The sequence below is a fragment of the Streptomyces toxytricini genome (assembly GCF_014649915.1).
GTDB classification, from domain to species: Bacteria; Actinomycetota; Actinomycetes; order Streptomycetales; family Streptomycetaceae; genus Streptomyces; species Streptomyces toxytricini.
This window is the reverse complement of record NZ_BMTY01000024.1, coordinates 129,606-147,689: the sequence shown is the minus strand read 5'-3', so window position 1 is coordinate 147,689 and position 18,084 is coordinate 129,606. Positions and strand designations below refer to the sequence as shown.

Annotated in this window: 10 protein-coding genes; 4 read left to right on the top strand and 6 right to left on the bottom strand. The window is 69.5% G+C overall.

What is annotated here, in order from left to right:
- On the bottom strand, window positions 1-3,349 hold a 3,349-nt coding region (locus tag IE170_RS27095), incomplete at its 3' end, for an FG-GAP-like repeat-containing protein (RefSeq protein ID WP_189812072.1).
- 548 nt (window positions 3,350-3,897) lie between these two features.
- Here IE170_RS27095 and IE170_RS27090 point away from each other — a divergent pair.
- Window positions 3,898-10,512, top strand: coding sequence for a polymorphic toxin-type HINT domain-containing protein (locus IE170_RS27090; protein ID WP_229885200.1), 6,615 nt, complete (start codon window positions 3,898-3,900; stop codon window positions 10,510-10,512).
- The gene (locus IE170_RS27085; RefSeq protein ID WP_223855672.1) at window positions 10,481-10,966 is read left to right on the top strand and encodes a hypothetical protein; all 486 of its coding nucleotides are present in this window, start codon (window positions 10,481-10,483) and stop codon (window positions 10,964-10,966) included. Before IE170_RS27090 ends, IE170_RS27085 begins: the two co-directional genes overlap by 32 nt.
- 85 nt (window positions 10,967-11,051) lie before the next feature.
- On the opposite strand, the gene IE170_RS27080 is transcribed toward IE170_RS27085, so the two are convergent.
- From IE170_RS27080 to IE170_RS27070, 3 genes are all read right to left on the bottom strand, one after another.
- Complete coding sequence (locus IE170_RS27080) at window positions 11,052-11,237, bottom strand: hypothetical protein (RefSeq protein WP_189812070.1); 186 nt, start codon at window positions 11,235-11,237, stop codon at window positions 11,052-11,054.
- A gap of 760 nt (window positions 11,238-11,997) precedes the next feature.
- Window positions 11,998-13,230, bottom strand: coding sequence for a hypothetical protein (locus IE170_RS27075; protein WP_223855673.1), 1,233 nt, complete (start codon window positions 13,228-13,230; stop codon window positions 11,998-12,000).
- Window positions 13,227-13,700 carry a hypothetical protein gene (locus IE170_RS27070; protein WP_189812086.1) on the bottom strand — a complete coding sequence of 158 codons (474 nt, stop codon included), beginning with the start codon at window positions 13,698-13,700 and terminating at the stop codon, window positions 13,227-13,229. Before IE170_RS27070 ends, IE170_RS27075 begins: the two co-directional genes overlap by 4 nt.
- Before the next feature lie 233 nt (window positions 13,701-13,933).
- On the opposite strand from IE170_RS27070, the gene IE170_RS27065 reads away from it, so the two are divergent.
- Entirely contained in the window at window positions 13,934-15,307 is a 1,374-nt protein-coding gene (locus tag IE170_RS27065; RefSeq protein ID WP_189812069.1) for a hypothetical protein, read from the top strand.
- Window positions 15,308-15,659: 352 nt separating this feature from the next.
- On the opposite strand, the gene IE170_RS27060 is transcribed toward IE170_RS27065, so the two are convergent.
- Entirely contained in the window at window positions 15,660-15,929 is a 270-nt protein-coding gene (locus tag IE170_RS27060; RefSeq protein ID WP_189812068.1) for a hypothetical protein, read from the bottom strand.
- Between the two features lie 214 nt (window positions 15,930-16,143).
- The gene (locus tag IE170_RS27055; protein ID WP_189812067.1) at window positions 16,144-16,779 is read right to left on the bottom strand and encodes a Tat pathway signal protein; all 636 of its coding nucleotides are present in this window, start codon (window positions 16,777-16,779) and stop codon (window positions 16,144-16,146) included.
- A gap of 190 nt (window positions 16,780-16,969) precedes the next feature.
- On the opposite strand from IE170_RS27055, the gene IE170_RS27050 reads away from it, so the two are divergent.
- Window positions 16,970-18,058 carry a hypothetical protein gene (locus tag IE170_RS27050; RefSeq protein ID WP_189812066.1) on the top strand — a complete coding sequence of 363 codons (1,089 nt, stop codon included), beginning with the start codon at window positions 16,970-16,972 and terminating at the stop codon, window positions 18,056-18,058.
- Window positions 18,059-18,084 lie beyond the last annotated feature (26 nt).

Here is an 18,084-nt window from a genome sequence, read left to right as displayed (position 1 = left end):
TGTTGAGGTCGGCTGTGTAGGCGTTGGTCCAGTAGTCGCTGTACCAGCCGCCGCCGATGTAGTACCGGCTGCCGAGCGTGCCGGTACCCGTGCCTGCGGTGCCCGGAGTCACCCACACGTCTCCGTGGGCGTCGCGGGTGACGACGTCCGTGTAGCCGTCGCCGTTGTAGTCGGGCCGGCCCTGGCTGTTGCTGGTCCACAGGCTCTGCCCGGAGGCGTTGTAGAGGACGAGGACGCCCCGCGGGTGCAGCACCGCGTACGAGTACGGGGTGTTCGTCTTCGTGCTCCACACCGGCGTCGTGCCGTCGGCCTTGTAGACGACGAAGTTGCCGTCGCTCTGCATGCGGGCCACGGCGCCGGGGTTGCCGCCGGTGCCGGTCGCCCAGACGGGCTTCTTGTCCTTCGTGAAGAGGACGAGGTTGCCGTCCGCCTGCATCACGAGCTTGGCGTTGCCGCTGGAGAACTCCTGCCCGGAGGCGAGGGTGGTGCCGGCGGGGATGCGTGCGCCGGGCACGCCGTCGATCTCGAAGCGGGCCGCGAAGGAGCCGACGCTCGTGGCGTCCGCGCCGGCTCGCCCGGGCCAGCCGACCATGGTGTTGTCGGCCTGCCTGGCCCACAGGTCGGCGACGCCGTCACCGTCGAGGTCGCCGGAAGAGCCCACCGCCGGATAGGCGGCCCGGGACACGCCGGAGCCGATCTTGGACCGGGACAGGGTGCCCCAGGTGGCGAGGTCCACGGCCCGGCCGGACTCCTGGCTCCGCATGCCGTGGGAGCGCAGGACGTCGCCGGTGGCGTTGTCGCGCAGCCAGAGGTCGGGCACACCGTCCTTGTTGGTGTCGCCCGGAGCGACGACGGTGTACTTGTCCCAGTCGGTGCCGCCGACGAGTACGGGGTCCGCATCGTCCAGGCTGCCGAAGATGGTGGCGAAGTACGCCCAGAGCTTGTTGCCCTGCTTGACGAGGATGTCCGGGACGGAGTCCCCGTTGAGGTCCCCTGGTGCGATGATCTGCTCGGCGTCGGACCAGTGGTCGTTCGCCGGCTGTCCCACCGCGAATGACGTGGGGTTGTGGATGGCGCCCCCGCCCGCGTTGGAGTAGACCGACAGGGTCTTGCCCGGCAACCCGGCGGGCTGCTGGAGGGCCAGCATGTCGTTCGTGCCGTCCCCGTCCCAGTCGCCGAGGGTGGCGACCTGCGCTCCGGCGAAGGACTCCGGGGAGCTGATCGACGCGGAGAACTTGTTGCCGCCCTTGCCGGTGTAGGTCAGGAGGCTGCCGAAGAGGTCGGCGCTCCAGATGTCGCGCCGGCCGTCGCCGTCGAGGTCGTGCGGGATGTCCACGGCTGGGGTGCGCCCCGCATAGAAGAGGTAGGCCGTGGTGTCGGAGCGGTTGCCCGCGGCGTCCTGGCTGAAGGCGTAGACGAAGTGCGGGCCGGGGCCCGGCGGGGTGATCTTGGCGGTGAACGAGGTGCCTGCGGCGACGGTGGCGCTCTTCACCTCCGGGTCCCAGTCGGTGTAGTAGCCGTACCAGGTGACGTCGCCGACACCGTTGGAGGAGAGGACGAAGTCCCCTTCCTGGCGGGCCTTGCCGGTGTTCTGCGGCCAGCCGTCCCTGCCGTCGGGGAAGGCCGTCGAGGCGATCTTCGGAGCCTTGGCGGGCCGGTCGCGGTCGATGGTGAACTTGCAGGGCTGGGTCCAGGCCGACTGGGCGCCGTCGCCGTCGGTCGTCCGCGCCTTCCACTCGTAGCCGCCGTTCGGCAGGGTGGCGTCGGGTACGGCCCAGGCTGCCACCTTTCCGTTGTTCACGGCGATGGACTGGCTCGCGACGGGCGTGCTCTGGCCGGCCTTGAAGACCTGGAACTCGGTGGTCAGGTTCCCCGCGTCACGATCGGAGGCCGTCGCGAAGAGGCTGACGGTGGCATTGCCGATCGTGCCGCCCTGGGCGCACGGCACCCACGGAGAGGTGCCCGGGTCCGACGGGGTGTCCGGCGGGTTGTTGTACTGGATCTCCAGCGTCATCGTCTTCGGGTCGAAGCGCTTCCACTGGTAGACGTCGCTCTCGTTCGGCGCGTACAGGCCGAGGGTCACGCTCGACCGGTGGGCGGCGGCAGCGGCCCGTACGGCCTTGGTCGCGTCGAACTCGAGGTTGCCGGCCTCGCAGCCGGGGCGGCCCTTGGCGTCCTTGACGGTGCTCTGGTGCTCGCCCCTGCGGGGCTGCCGGTCCCAGGTGGTGGCCGGGGAGATGGACTCGGTCTCGTACAGGTCGACCGGGGTCTTCGTGCACGACCAGGCCCAGGTCTCCTTGATACGGAAGGTGGCCGCGGTGACCTGTGCCCCCTTGACGTTGGAGGTGTCGAGCTGGAAGAACGACCGCGAGAGCCCGTTCGTCTCGGACTCGTAGCCGACCCGGACGTCCTCCTTGGTGTTCCAGTAGGAGTTCGACCGCCAGGTGCGGTACGCCCACGCCCAGTTCTGCCGCTGGCCCCAGGTCACCGACGGGTCGATGAAGACGGGGTACTTCGTCTCCGCGGAGGTGAGGAGAGCCTGGTCGGGCTTGATCTCCAGCGTGCCGTTGGCGACGGTGGCGGGCATCTGGGCGTTCTTGGCGCCCGACGGGGTGATGAACACGTCCGACGGAGCCGGGTCCGCATCCGCTGTGGCCGTGCCGGCAGCGGTGCCCGTGCCCGCGGTCGTTCCGGCGCCCGCGCCGATGGCCTGTGCTCCGGCCGCGGCCGGGGCTGCCGTACCCGCGGTGGTGGTCGAGTCCCACATCAGGGGTGTGGGCGAGGTGAAGACGATTTCACCCGCCGGATTCACGGCGGTGAGCAGGCCGGTCGCCGCGTCCCTGCTGACGTTCAGTCCCACGGTGTCGATCTTCAGCCGCAGCGTGGCCAGGTCCGGGTGCTTCGCCGCCGCGGGCGTCTTGACGACCAGAAGCTGGGAAAAGCCCTCGACCTCGGCTTTCACCTGGAGATCGACGTCCGGCAGTACATTCGCGTACGTCGCCACGTTCGCGGCGAGCGTCGGCTTGGGCAGCGCCGCGGGCCAGGAGAAGGACAGGGTCCGGCCGTTCTTCACCCCGGTCAGCAGGGGGCCCGTGCCGCCGCCCGAGAAGGCGATCGACACGGCCGAGGCCTTGGGCCGCACCTTCCCGTCGGGCGCGAACTCGAGTGCCGGGTCAGTCGCGACCCAGCCCCCCGCTCGCCGCACCCGCACCGTCGTCCCGTGCCGCTTGACCGACCACTTGCCCGTGGGCAGCGCCCACGTGTCGGACGTTTCCGTGCGCGCCGCGACGAGTTCGTACGGTTGCCCGGTCTCCTTGGCCTTGGCAAGCGCGAAATCGGCCGCGCTCATGGAACCTTCAGCCACCGGATCGGTCGCGGCCGAGGCCGTCGCGGACGGCTGCAGAATGCTGATTCCCGTGGCGGCGATCACACCCGCCAGTACGGCGGAAATCGGCCTTGAAATCCCCCGCCCGCCCGAAAAGGACGGGCGAGCCTTTCTTATTCTCACGCAAACTCCAACTGTTGGATTCCCCTGCGACTCTACCGGGGTCTTGGTCACCTAGGCTGCCGTGACCAGCAGATTTTAAGCCACGCCTACGCCGCGTGTCCGTTTGGATACCAACATCCATTTTGCTCACTTTAGGGCCGTGGGGCGGCGAATGGGGGCTGCTTGCCGCTGCCCCCGGGTTATGTCGGCGATCCCTGTTAGTCTGCGCCGGTGAATTATGTGGATAGATGGGGTGGGGTGTGAGAACATTTCACAGGCGAGGGCTTTCCGCGGTGTTGGCCGCGGTGGTCCTCTCAGGTGTGTTGCCAGGCTCGATTGCCGTGGCCGACAGTAAATCGGAACCGATTCTTCCGGATATTCGGCAGCCCAAGGCCGTAGCGGTCAAGCCCGTGCGCAGCGGGGGGACGAAGAAGCCCGACGCCGCCGCGCAGAACCCGTGGAAGGCGCCCAAGGTCGCCTGGCCGGCGCCCGGCACCGCGGAGGTGGACCTGGCGTCCGCCCCGGTGTCGAAGTCGTTCCTCGCCGGCGGCCCGGCCCAGGCCCCGTCCGTCGGTGCGCGCTCGCAGCGGGCGGGCAAGCTGCCGGTCGCGGTGTACACCGCACCGGGCCGGGCCGCCGAGGCGCCCGCCAAGGTGAAGGTGTCCGTGTCCGGCAAGGACGCCGCCCGGAAGGCCGGCGTGGACGGCGTGCTGCTGTCGGTCGGCCGCTCGGACGGCGCGACCCGGGCCGCCTCCGCGAACGTCGAAGTCGACTACACCTCCTTCCGCCACGCCTACGGCGGCGACTACGCTGCCCGCCTGCAGTTGGTGGAGCTTCCCGCGTGCGCGCTGACGACCCCGGCCCGCCCGGAATGCCGTACGCAGAAGCCCCTCCAGACCCGCAACGACACCCGCTCGGGCAAGCTCACCGCCGAGATCACGACACCCGCCGCGGCCGCCCCGGCGGCGAAGACTGGCGGCGCCGCCATGGCCGCGGGCGCGGGCGCCGCCGGCTCCACCGTGCTCGCGGCGACGGCCGGCGCGTCCGGTGCGACGGGCGACTACAAGGCCACCCCGCTCCAGCCGTCCGGATCCTGGAGCGCCGGCGGGTCCACCGGCGCCTTCTCGTACTCGTACAACGTCGGCGTCCCGACCACTCCCGGCGGACTCGACCCGAAGATCAGCCTGTCGTACAGCTCCCAGTCGGTCGACGGCCGGATGGCCGCCTCCAACGCCCAGGCCTCCTGGATCGGCGACGGCTGGTCCTGGGAACCCGGCTTCATCGAGCGCAGGTACAAGCCCTGCAACGACGACAAGACCGGCAGCACCCACACGACCAAGGTCGGCGACCTGTGCTGGTTCAACGACAACGCCACGCTGTCGCTGAACGGCAAGTCGACGGAACTCGTCTACGAGCAGGGCAAGGGCTGGCACCCGGCCGCCGATTCGGGCGAGAAGGTCGAGAAGCTGACCAACGCCTCCAACGGCGACGACAACGGTGAACACTGGAAGATCACCACCGTCGACGGCACCCAGTACTACTTCGGCCTGAACCGCCTGCCCGGCTGGAAGGACGCCTCCACGCCGACGACCAACTCGGCCTGGACCGTACCCGTCTTCGGCAACCACGCGGGCGAGCCCTGCTACAACGCCACCTTCGCGAACGCCCACTGTCGGCAGGCGTGGCGCTGGCAGCTCGACTACGTCGTCGCCCCCGGCGGCAGTGCCATGGCGTACTACTGGAAGACCGAGACCAACAACTACGGCCGCAACGTCTCCGAGACGACCGGCAAGGCCACCGTCACCCAGTACATCCGCGGCGGCTGGCTCGACCGCATCGACTACGGCCTGCGCGCCGACGCCGTCTACACCGCCAAGCCGATGGGCCAGGTCACCTTCGACGTCGACGAGCGCTGCCTGACCGGCTGCTCCACCTTCGACGAGGCCAACGCCAAGAACTGGCCGGACTCCCCGCAGGACCTCTTCTGCAAGGACGGGTCCACCGAATGCAAGGGCCAGTACTCCCCGACGTTCTGGTCGCGCATGCGCCTGACCGGCATCAACACCAAGATCCTCACCGGCGGCGCGTACCAGGACGTCGACTCCTGGAAGCTGGAGCAGGACTTCCCGCCCTCGGGTGACGGCATCTCCCGCGCCCTGTGGCTGAAGTCCATCACCCGCACCGGCAAGTCCGGCAGCGGGCCCGACGTGCCGCTACCGCCCGTCACCTTCGCCGGCGAGCAGCGGCCCAACCGCGTCGACGCCACCGGCGACGGCCTGGCCCCCTTCATCCGACTGCGCATGTACCAGGTGACCACCGAGACCGGCGGCACCATCGGCGTCACCTACTCCCAGCCGGACTGCACGGCGACCACGCTGCCCAAGCCGGACGAGACGAACACGACGCGCTGCTACCCCGTCAAGTGGGCGTGGGAGGGCGACACCTCGAAGGTCGACTGGTTCAACACGTACGTGGCCACCCAGATCGTGGAGGGCGACAACATCGCCGCCTCCCCCGACAAGGTCACGTCCTACACCTACCTGGGCGGCGCCGCCTGGGCGAAGAGCACCGACGAGTTCACCAAGGCAGAGGACCGCGTCCACTCCGTGTCGCGCGGCTACGGCCTGGTGCAGACCCGCACCGGCGCGGCGGACGACGCCAAGACGCTGACGGAGACGCGCTACTTCCGGGGCCTCGACGGCAAGGAGGTCAAGGACTCCGCCGGTGCGGCCGTCACCGACCGGGACGTCTTCGCCGGCACGCCCCGCGAGACCGCGCTCTACAACGGCGACGACACGAGCAAGCTCCTGACGGCCACGTCCGTCACGCCGTGGGTCTCGGCCGCCAGTGCCAGGCGTACGCGCGCGGGCCTGCCCGACCTGGTCGCCGTCAAGACCGGCACGGAGAAGCAGTCCACCCGCACGACGACCGCCGGCGGCACCCGCACGGTCGAATCGACCAGCCACTTCGACGACCACGGCATGGTGGACTGGGTCTCGGAGACCGGCGACACGGCCAAGACCGGCGACGAGAAGTGCACCACCAGCACCTACGCCCGCAACACGGCCACCTGGATCCTCAACAAGGTCAGCCGCATCATCTCGGTCGCCGCACCCTGCGGCACGCCCGCGAGCGGGCCCGCCGACACCATCAGCGACGTCCGCACCTACTTCGACAACGCCGCCCTCGGCAGCGTCCCGGGCAGCGGCCTGATGACCAGGATCGAGGGGATCAACGGCCGGGGCGACGGCTACGACACCGTCTCCAGCGTCCCCTCGACCTGCGGGCCGGCGAAGAACGAGCTCTGCTACGACATTTACGGACGCCAGCTCGCCTCGGCCGACGCCTACGGCAAGGTCACCACGACGGCCTACACGCCGGCCACGGGCGAGGCACCCACCTCGATGACGGTCACCAACCCGCTGGGCCACACCGTCACCTCCGAGGTCGACCCGCTGCGCTCGCAGCCGGTGAAGGTCACCGACGCCAACGGCAAGGCCACGAGCACGGCCTACGACGCCCTCGGCCGCATGACGAAGGTGTGGCTGCCGAACCGTCCGATGGCCACGTACCCGGACTCACCCAGTCGCGTCTTCGAGTACACGATCCGCAACAGCGGCCCCAACGTCACCACCTCGAAGACCCTGACCCACGACCAGAAGTACTCCGTCGTCCACTCCATCCAGGACGGCCTGCTGCGCGAGCGCCAGACACAGTCGCAGTCGCCCGACCTGGCCGGACGCCTCGTCTCGGAGACGTTCTACGACACCCGCGGCCTGGCCTGGCGCAGCTCCGGCACCTACTACGCCGACGGCGCCCCGTCGCCCGACCTGGTGACCGGCGCCGAGACCGCCTACCCGTCGTCCACCGACACCGTCTTCGACGGCGCCGGCCGGCCCACGGCGGTCATCGCCAAGAAGTTCGGCACCGAGACCCGGCGCACCACCACCAGCTACACCGGCGACACCACCACGGTGGTCCCGCCCGCGGGCGGAGTGGCCACCACCGACGTCACCGACGCCCTCGGCCGCGTCGTCGAGCGCAAGCAGTACACCGACCCCGCGCGCACGGCGTCCCAGTCGACGCACTACGCGTACAACAAGCTGGGGCTGCTGGCGCAGGTCACCGACCCGGGCAACGCCAAGTGGACGTACACCTACGACGTCCGCGGCCGCCAGATCGAGGCGAGCGACCCCGACAAGGGCGTCACCAAGACCGCCTACGACGCCGGTGACCGGGCGACCGACGTCACCGACGCCCGCGGCATCACCCTCCACACCGACTACGACGACCTCGGCCGCCCGGTCGCGACCAAGCAGGGCGCGACCACCCTGACGGCGCACGTCCACGACACCGTCGCCAAGGGGCACCCGGCCAAGTCCGTCCGCTACGAGGGCGGGAAGGCGTACGAGTCGGAGATCCTCTCCTACAACGACCTCTACCAGCCGCTCGCCACGACGGTGACCATCCCGTCCACCCCCGACACCGGGGCCCTGGCCGGCACCTACCAGTGGACGAACACCTACAACATCGCCGGCCAGGTCCTCACCACCAAGCACCCCGCCGTCGGCGGCCTGCCGGCGGAGACGGTCGGCAGCACGTACAAGTCGGTCTCCGGCCTCCTCAACAGCATGGGCGCCGGCACCACCCGCCTCGTCTCGGCCATGGTGTACGACCACTACGGCCGCACCACCCGCTCCGAGCACGGAGCCCTCGGCCAGCGCCTGTACCGCACCACCGAGTACGACGAGCACACCGGCCAGGTCGCCCGCTCCTACACCGACCGCGACACCGCCCCCCAGCGGATCGAGGACACCAAGTACGGCTACAACCCGGCCGGCAGCATCACCTCCATCGCCACCGCCTACGGCCAGGACGCGCTGCGCACCACCGACACCCAGTGCGTCAGCCTCGACGCGCTGAACCGCATCACGCAGGCGTGGACCAACCAGGGCGAGACCTGCGCGGCGTCCCCGTCGGCGGCGGTCATCGGCGGCGAGGACCCGTACTGGACGTCGTACACCTATGACGCGGTCGGCAACCGCAAGACCGAGACCAAGCGCAAGACGGCCTCGGGCCCGGCGGCCGACACCGTCCGCACCTACCAGGCCCCGACACCGGGCAAGCACGACCTGCCGAAGGTCACGCAGACCGGAACGGACCCGCACGAGGAGCTCTTCACCTACGACGCGGCTGGCAACACCAAGACCCGCAAGACCGGCGCGGACACCGAGACGCAGTACCTGGAGTGGGACGCCGAAGGCCACCTGAAGACCCTCAACCAGGGCACCAACAGCAACACCTTCGTCTACGACCCCGCGGGGCAGCGGCTGCTCCGCAAGGACAGCAAGGGCACGACGCTCTACCTGCCGGGCGGCAACGAGCTGCGCCTGGACAAGGCCGGCACGGTATCGGGCACCCGCTACTACGGCGGCGTGGCGATGCGCGAGGGCGGCAAGCTGACGTACCTCTTCGCCGACCACCACGGCACCGGCACCATCCAGGTGACCGGGGACGCCGCGCAGACGGTGACCCGCCGCAAGACGGGCATCTTCGGCGAGGCCCGCGGCCCGCAGCCGGCGTCGTGGGCCGGCGACAAGGGCTTCGTCGGCGGCACGAAGGACACCGACACCGGCCTCACCCACCTGGGAGCCCGCGAGTACGACCCATTGACGGGCCGCTTCATCTCGGTCGACCCGATCATGGACCTTTCCAGCTCGCAGCAGATGCACGGGTATGTCTACTCGAGCAACAACCCGGTCACCCTCTCGGACCCGTCGGGCCTGATCGAAACGGACTGCCTGAACGGCCACTGCGACGGCCACTACGACCCGCGCGACGACAAGAAGCCCGTAACGGACCCGACCCGCAAGAAGGGAATAACGGGCGGCTACAACAGCTACAACCCGTACCGGAAGCCGACGCTGCTGGAGGACGACTACGGCCTCACGATCCGGCTTCCCAAGGAGAAGAAGCAACTCTTCATCGAGCTGTACATCCAGCAATACGTCAAGCAGACTCTGAGGTTTGGTTGGAGCTACGGGTTTTCCGAGCAGGATGACTGGATCAACAAAACGCAGGCGATGATCTACGCCTGCGAAGCGATCAAGTGCGCCGAGCTCAGGGACTACGTCATCCAGCACGGCCTCGCCGTCGAAGCCGTGTACGGGCCCTGGGAGGGCCGCAACCTGCACCCCCGGGCCATCCCGAAGGCGATGCCCGCGAACTACCGCAAGATATCGACAGAAAAGGTAACCGGCTGCCAGTGCTTCCTCGCGGGCACGAAGGTCGAGATGGCCGACGGCACGACCAAGAACATCGAGGACGTGCAACTTGGCGACGAGGTCCTGGCCGCCGACCCGCGCTCCGGTGAAACCGGCAAGCGCCCGGTCACCCGCCTGATCGTCACCGAGAACGACAAGCACTTCAACAAGCTGTCCATCGCGACGCCGGAAGGAATCACCGAACTCACAGCAACCTACGAACACCCCTTCTGGTCGCCGTCGGAAAACGCCTGGCTGGAGGCCGCCGACCTGAGGCCCGGCATGACGCTCCAGACGAGCGACGGCACAACGGCCATCCTCACGGCGAACCACCCCTTCACCCAGCACGCAAAGACGTACAACCTCACGGTCGCAGACCTCCACACGTACTATGTGCTGGCGGGCGCCACGCCGGTCCTGGTTCACAACAGCAACTGTGATCTTCCTGAGGGCTACACCTCCTCTCCCGCGTTGAAGGGTGACCCCTATCATCCTGATTCGGTAGCGGCGCGCAGTGCGCAGAACCGAGAACTTTACGCCGGTACGCTAAGGGATCGCGCGGGAGCTCTGGGGTACAACAGGAGAATTGCGCCTCAAAAGGCGCCGTTCAACTCGCACGGACAAGACGTATTCTTCAACGGCAAGAACTACATCACTCCCGATGTCGATGGGCACAACGTGTCTGGGGGCTGGAAGGTATTCAGCCGTCGAGGCGACAGGATTGGCACCTATGATGCAGATCTCAACTACATCAAGAACTGACGCGTTCTCTATCGAGGTTGCATCGGATCGGCCTCCGGCCGCCTTGCTCCAAGAGGCCGGAGCGACCGGCAGGCTCACTGTTGGTGACTTCGCGGAGTCGTTCTACATGGATCTGTCCTACTGGAGCATCGAGGAGTATCAGCGTAGTTGGCGCGATTCGCTTCAGGTGATTTTCGACGGGAAAGAAAGGGACTCCTGTCTCGTTGCTTCGATCACCAATCCGGAAGCCAGCAATTTCATCTTCTGTTGGCCGCTTTATAGGCGAGGGGAAGATGTGATTATCCAGAACTCGATCATCTTCCTGGATGAGCTGGAGAGGGATTTCGACCCTCTCGAGCCGTGGTCCTCAGTAAGGTCACGACTCACTGTCGATGAAGACGGAAATTCCATCTCCGAATGGCGGACCAGCGTCTCGGCGGTACGTGAGTTCCTGGGTGGGTGCCAAGGTTCGTAGTCGTTCAACTCGCAAATCTGAAGCCCCATCAGACGGCGTCTGGTGGGGCTTCAGAGGGTCTTGACGGCAGTAGTTGACGGCAACGTCAGCGGACGGACGCGGCGCAGGGCGGTGGTTCGTCGCCGTCGGCGTTGACTGCCTCCGTGTTTCTCAGGCCGTCGAGTGCGGTGCCGAGAGCATCGATGGCTTGGCGCTGGAGTCGGAGCCTCACGTGGGCGTAGACGGTGGCTGTGACACCGATGTGGGCGTGGCCGAGGAGTTCCTTGATCACGACGAGTTCGACTCCCGGTCCTGGTTCACAACAGCAGCTGTGAGGCTCGCTTCTCGGTTGACTCCAGGGGGAACACCACCGATCTCGCCGTTCCGGGCGATAGGGTCGGGGTTCCGAAACTCGAAGGTGGCAGCTTGCAGGACGTAGGTGGGCGCATATGGGGTAACGGCGACCCCTCTGGGCGCATGGGGACACGCAAGCCGCAAGAACTGCGAGAGCTGGCGAGCAGGGGCGATGCGGAAAAGTTGCAAGATTTCTATCAGAATGCGGTACTCGCTGGCAGAGGCGGTAAGACTGCGCCGGTAGGCGTGCAGCTGACTCAGGAGATCATCGATGCTTGGAGATAGGCCGGTGAACCAGGGGGAGCAGGTTGTAGATATGAAATTCGCGGCCGCCCGGCAGGAAACTGTTGAGATCTGCTTCGAGCCCGTAGGGGCTACCTTTTCTCTGAGCGACGGGGAGGCGGTCTACCTCCGGACTGCAGTATCGAATGTAGCTTGCTTGAGATTGTTTCGTGGCCCAATGGGATCGCGGTTTGAGTGCCGTACCCTGGTGAATATGCAATCTGTGACTCGAGTGGTGTCGAGATTGATACGCTCTAATTTTGGCCTATGGGGAGGGGGTGTCTGCTTTTGGTTGTGCGTCGGTGATGCTTCACATTCGACGGCATTCCCGGTGAACGTGTAAATGTAAAAAAGCCCCGTTGGGTATTTCTGGCGGGGTTTTTTGCGTTCTCTGACCAGGAGGGATGATTGCGTAACTAGTCCTGCCAGTAGTAGAGGAGCGTGTGGACGTCCATCGGCTGGCGGGAGCCGAAGTAGTAGACGTGCAGGCCCGTCACCTGCGTGGCGCCCGTTGTCGCGTCGATCCAGTGGAAGCCGGCCGATTCCAGGGCCGCTCGGGCCTGCGGGTCGCCCTCGAAGTCGCCTGCCCAGGGGCCCAGGGTGCTGATCGAGAGCTCGCGGCCGTCCGCGTACTCGATCACGTGGTACGTGCCGTCGCCCTGCTCGTGCGCCTCGCCGCAGTGCACCGGGGGCTTCGGGGTGAGGCCCGCCGCGGTCAGGGCCTCGGAGGCGCGGCGGAGTTGGGCCGCCTGGTCGGGGCGGGCGGGCGGGTCCGTGCAGATCGCCTCCAGGCGCCAGCGCGGGTCCGTGCCGTTCTCGCAGTACGGGACGTACTCGTGCACGATCGCCCGCCGGACGTCCTCGTCCAGCCCCTCCACCTCGACCCGCGGCCGGCCCAGCGCCTCGTACGCGGCGCGTGCCGGGGCCGGGTCCTCGGTCAGGCGGTACAGGGCGTACGCCGCCCAGAGCGCGGCGTCGACCGTGGGGGCTTCGGCGAGGTACGCGCGCAGTCGGTCCCTGTCGACCATCAGGTCCTGCGCGACGTATGCGACTTCGGGGTCCGGGTCGGTCAGCGCGTCGGTGATGTCCTCGCCGCTGAGGTCGCGCAGGCGGATGCGCAGGGCGCGGGCGGAGGGCTCGGACTCGTCGAGGCCGTCGAGTGCGTCGGCCACGGACGCGGCGCCGCGGCGTTCCACCAGGGCCTCCAGGCACTCCCCGCCGGCCATCCGGTCGCGCCAGCCGGGGCGGAAGGCGAGGTCCGCCACCGCCGCGAGGGCCGTGAGGTCGCCGAGCCGGGTCCGGGCGCGGAGCGCGGGCTGCTCGATCCGGTAGCCGCGCTCTGCCCGGCGGTCTTCGTGGCGCAGCCACGGCAGCAGTTCCTCGCGGTCCGAGAGGAGGTCCAGGAGTTGCACCCGCACCTCGTGCGTGTCGTGGGGGTCGCGGACGCACGCCAGCAGCGCCTCCAGGTGCGTCTGCGGGACCCGGCCGTGCAGCGCCTCGGCGCAGGCCAGCCGCCGCCACCACGGCTCGGCCCGGTCCAGTACGCAGTCGGCCACCTCCTCGGCGGCGTACCCCCGGAGGCCGTCGCCGTCGATGCGGCCCGCTTCCGGAGCGAGGGCGCGGATGCCGGGCCGAGGGCGGGCGTTCACCCGCCGAGCCGACTGGCCGTGACCGACAGCATGCTGCTGCCTTCAGGGGCGTTCTGCAGTTCCTTCCCGGCGATGCCGCTCGCGATCAGGCTCCAGTCGGACTTCCGGAAGACGAGCATGTCGGCCTTCGAACGCTCGCGGTCCGGCTTCCAGCCCGTACGCTCCAGCGACGCCCCGATCTCGGACAACGCCTTGTCGGCGTCCGGGGTCTTCACGGTGCCGTACCAGTCGACCGAGTCCGGGCTCTTCCTGCCGCCCCGCTCGGCGGTGGTGAACCCCTGCCCGTGGTCGAGTGCCGCCGCGGCGAGGGCCTTGCGGAGGTCGCCGTCGACGGCGTCCCGGTCGAAGCCGGTCTTCGCAGCGGACGAGGACGAGGACGAGGACCCGGCCCCGCCGTCCCCGCCGGCACCGCACCCGCCCAGCGCCAGAACCGCCGCAGCAGCCACCGCCGCCATCGGCGTCGTACGCACGTACACCTTGAACCCCCCGTTTCGATGAGGACGGGAGTCTCGCACGGCCGCACCCGTGCACACGAACGAAATCCGTCCCCGTACCTGCGGTCGCACGCCGGGGTGTCCGACGTGCCGTGCGCCCCGAAAAGCGTAGTCTCAGCCTCACGTTGACAGTCTGATCATCCGACTCGCGCAGTGACCGCGGATCCGCTCCTGCCGAGCCGGGTGCACCGAAAGGCCCGTAACACCCCGTGCTTTCCCATCCCCCGCTCCGACTCCGCCGCTGGGCGCGGCTCGTCATGCTGCCCGTCGTCGCCTCCGCAGTCCTGGCCGCCACCGCCACCGGGTGCGGGCCGAAGCCGGCCGCCGAGTCGAAGAGCAGCCCGACGCCCCGGCCGCCGTTCGCGCCCCCGAAGCTCGCACCCGCCTGGACGTCCCCCACCGCAACCGGCAAGGCGTTCCACACCACCCTCCACGCGACGTGGCGCGCCGGCTCGGTCCTGTACGTGGGCCGGGGCAGCGGTGTCGAGATCCTCGACGCGGCCACGGGGCAGTCCAAGGGGACCGTCCAGCCCCCGGAGCCCGGCGCGACCCTCTGTGCCATGGCACCGACCCTGTCCGCGGACGGCCTGGGGGCGGTCGCCTGGATCAAGGGCGATCCGGAAGGCCGGGACGCATCCTGCGAACACGTGTCGCTGGTCGACACCCGCAAGGACGGCGCCGTCGTCTGGACGACCTCGGTCACCGCTTCCCCGGTGGCCGGAAAGCCGTTCACGAACCAGGCCGCGGCTCTCGGCTGGGCCGGCGACGTCCTCGCCGTCATGACGCCCAACACCGTGGTCGGCCTCCGGAAGGACCGCAGCCAGGCGTGGACGTGGTCCAACCCGGGCGTCGACCGGCAGGACTACGTGTACAACGACGACATGGCCGTCCGCGGGGACCGCATCACCGTCATGCTCAGTGAGAAGGGCGCACCGGCCAAGCCGAACCACTCCTTCGTGACCCTCGACGGCAAGGGGCGCCAGACCAAGCCGGCGGCAGAGCGCGTTCCGCTCGGCGACGGCACGTACCTGCACCTGGTGTCCGACCACCCCGAGGCACTCCTCGTCACGCCCCCCTCCGAGGCGGCGCCCGAGCTGCTGCTCCTGGGAGCCGACGGGGCCGTGACGCGCCGCATCGCGCTCACCACCCCCGCCGGCCACGCCGAGCTGCGCGGATTCGGCACCTACTGGCGGCCGGACAGCATGTTCGACATCCGGTTCACCGACACCACCGTCTTCGTCACCGCGGGCAGCACCATCAGCGACACTCCCGCCCATGTGGCGGCCTTCGACCTGAAGACCGGGGCGATGCGCTGGAGCCGCCCCGTGGAGGCCGTCTCGGTGCCGCGCCTCGTCGGCGCCGATGCCGACGCGGTGTACGTCCTCGCCGGGAAGACCACCTCCGACATGACCATGTACGCCTTCACGTCCGGCGACGGCGCCAAGACGCCGATCAGCAGCGTGACCGCCCCGCGCACGCTGCTGCCGGTCACGGGTCTCGCGATCGACTACGAGGCGGGCAACCTCGCCATGACCGAGACGCGTGCGGGGCTGTTCGGCACCCTGATGTTCCGCGCCTCCTGACGGAACCGGCAGGTGGCAGGGGTTCCCGGCACCCTCAAGGACCGGCTGGCCGCACTGTCCGCAGACGCCGCTCCCGTGTCGGCGGCCGTGCAGCGGGCGGTGCAGGACCCCGGGGCGCGGCCGGATCCGCCTGGGTGTGTTGACCACGAGCGTTGTCAACAGGGCCTGCGGATCCGCGCCACGTCCTCCATCCGCTCCAGGGACCGCTGCGACGCCGGCGTCGGCGACGGTTCCTCTCCGCCCCCGAGCCCCCGGCCCGCCCTCCACCGGCACTCCGGGGCACACACGACGAAGCCGGCCGCCCGCCGACCGGGAGGTCGACGAACGGCCGGCGCCGTACGGAGGCGAGCCCCTACAGGGGCACCTGCTCGACGAGATGGATCCGGCAGCAGGCGGAGCCCTGCTCCCCGCCGCCGTTGGGCAGCACCCAGAACGACCCGTCGGGGGCGCGCCCGACCACCCGAGCCTTGCTCTTCCAGGAGGAGGGCACGTACGTCCGGGCCGCCTTCAACAGCTCGCCCAGTGCCTCCTCCCGCGACCTGTTTCCGCTCACTGTCCTGACGACCGTGACGCGCCGCTGCGCGCCGGACTCCTCCTCGGCTATGACCAACCACGCCGGCATGGTGCTACCCCCTTCGTTTCGACGACGGACGAACACATGGACGGATCGGGCGGAGGCGACGGCGACGAAGGGTGTCAGCCCCGCCCGTCGCACGCCTTGCAGTCCCCGCTCCCCTTGCAGCTGTCGCACTTCGCCCCGCTCCAGCCCCGGAACTCGGAGCCCCCGCAGGTCGTGCACTTCCCGTCGCCCTTGCAGCGCTGGCACATGCCGAACCTCACTTCCGGCCCTTGGTGGGCGTGTAGAGGTGGGCCTTCTCCCAGCCCGGCGCCTTGTTCAGGACGGCGCCGAAGTACCGGTTAGGCGGGGTCGCCTCACCGTCGGGCAGGCGGCTGCCGCCGAGCGAGGGGCTGTACTTGCGGAAGATCGCGACGGCCTTGGTCAGGCAGTTGTTGTGGGTGAGCTGGTAGCCGTTGGCCTTCATGTTCTCGTACGTGCGCTGCGCCGCCCGCAGGTCGCCGCCGGGGGTGTCGGCGCACCGGTAGTGGTCGTACAGGCCCTTCCGGCGCCCGCTGTCCGGCTTCAGGCTCGTGCGCAGCTTCGCCCACGTACCGCCGGCGATCCAGCTGCCGTTCGGCTTGCCGGGCTCGGTGTACGAGTCGCCCTCGGCGTTCTCGGTCGCACCCCAGATCCAGTGCCCGGAGTTCTTCGGGTCGCGGACGGCCCAGGCGATGTGCCCGGCCCCGCTCGCCCCCTCCGCGTCCTGGAAGAAGCAGACCCGCCCGCCGGCGGCGGCCCGGGCCTGCCCCGCGGGCAGCACGGCGGGGGAGGCGGCGCCGAACAGGACGGCGGTGAGCAGCGGGACCGTGAACGCGGCGCGGCGCCGGCTTGCCCGGGTGAGCGATCGGATCATGCCGTTCTTCTCCTCTCCGGGGTGAACCCCGGTCAGAGCGGTGCGTCGGTCGCACCGCCGAGAACGACAATGGCCGCGGGTCCGGGGCCGGAGGAGGGGTGGCGGACGGTGGAATGCTGCACCCCCGGTTTCACCGCTTCGACCTGCGCTTTCAGTGAGTCGGTGCAACATGTGCAGGGGTGTGGTCGCGTTGGGGAGTACCGGGAATGCCGGGAGTGGCGCGAGCGGCGGTCCGTCGTTCATCGAGTTGGCCGGGGCGTTCGGCGGGGCACTGGACGACTGGTCGGCGGCGGTCAGGGACGCCCTCGCCGCCGAGGGCCGGTACCAGAACTGGCTGGCGCGCAGGCTGGGCACGCCCGCGCCGAAGGTGTCGTTATGGCTGCGGGGGCGGGAGCAGGTCTGGCTGAGCGGTGCGGGTCTGCCCGGCGCGGCCACCACCCGGGCCATCGTCCGCGAACTCGGCCTGGAAGGCCCGTCGGCGGACCGCCTGGCCGCCCTCGCGGCCCGCATCGACGATCTGCAACGCGAACTGGAAGCCCTCCACCCCCGCGACTGGCGCAAGCGCGCAGTGGAACACCTCCGCGGCACCGCCCCCGCCCCCGCCCCCGCGCTGGTGCCGGTCCCGGCGCCGGCCGCGGTCGCCCCGACCGCACCCCCACCCGACACCCCCCGGCCCACAACACGACGCGGCAGGCGCCGCTCGTTGCCACGCCTGGCGGCAGCGGCCGCGACGGGCATGGCGGCAGCGGCCCTGGTCGCCTACCTGGCCTCCACCCGCACGACCCCGGACACCGCGAAGCCCGCAACCTCCTCGCAGCCGGCGACGATCCCACGGGCGGCAGCCCTCGAACAGCCGGGCCTGGAGAAGAACACCCTCGGCGCCGACAGCCGCTGCGGAGAGCCGGTCCCCGGACCGGAGTCGGTGGTCTGGCGGGTGTGCGCCCGGGTGGACGCGGACCGCGTCGCATTCGCCGTCAAAATCACCAACCAGGCCGACCGCGCGGCCACGGCCCGCGTCCGCGTCCGGCTGCAGTACGCACAGGCCAAGGCCTTCCACCCGTGCCCGGAGGCACCGAACCCGCAGCCCGTCGACGTCCCCCCGGGCCGGACGGTCATCACCGACCCGGCCCGCTGCTCGGTCCCGCGCGAACCGGTGCCGTACGCGTACCAGGGCGTCGGCTGGGTGGTCCCGGCGAACGCGAACGCCGGCTCGTACGAACTCTCCCCGGCAGCCCACGTCTACCCGGACCGCACGATCTGGAAGCCGGACCTCCTCTGACGCGCCGCACCCCCGGCTCCCCGGCA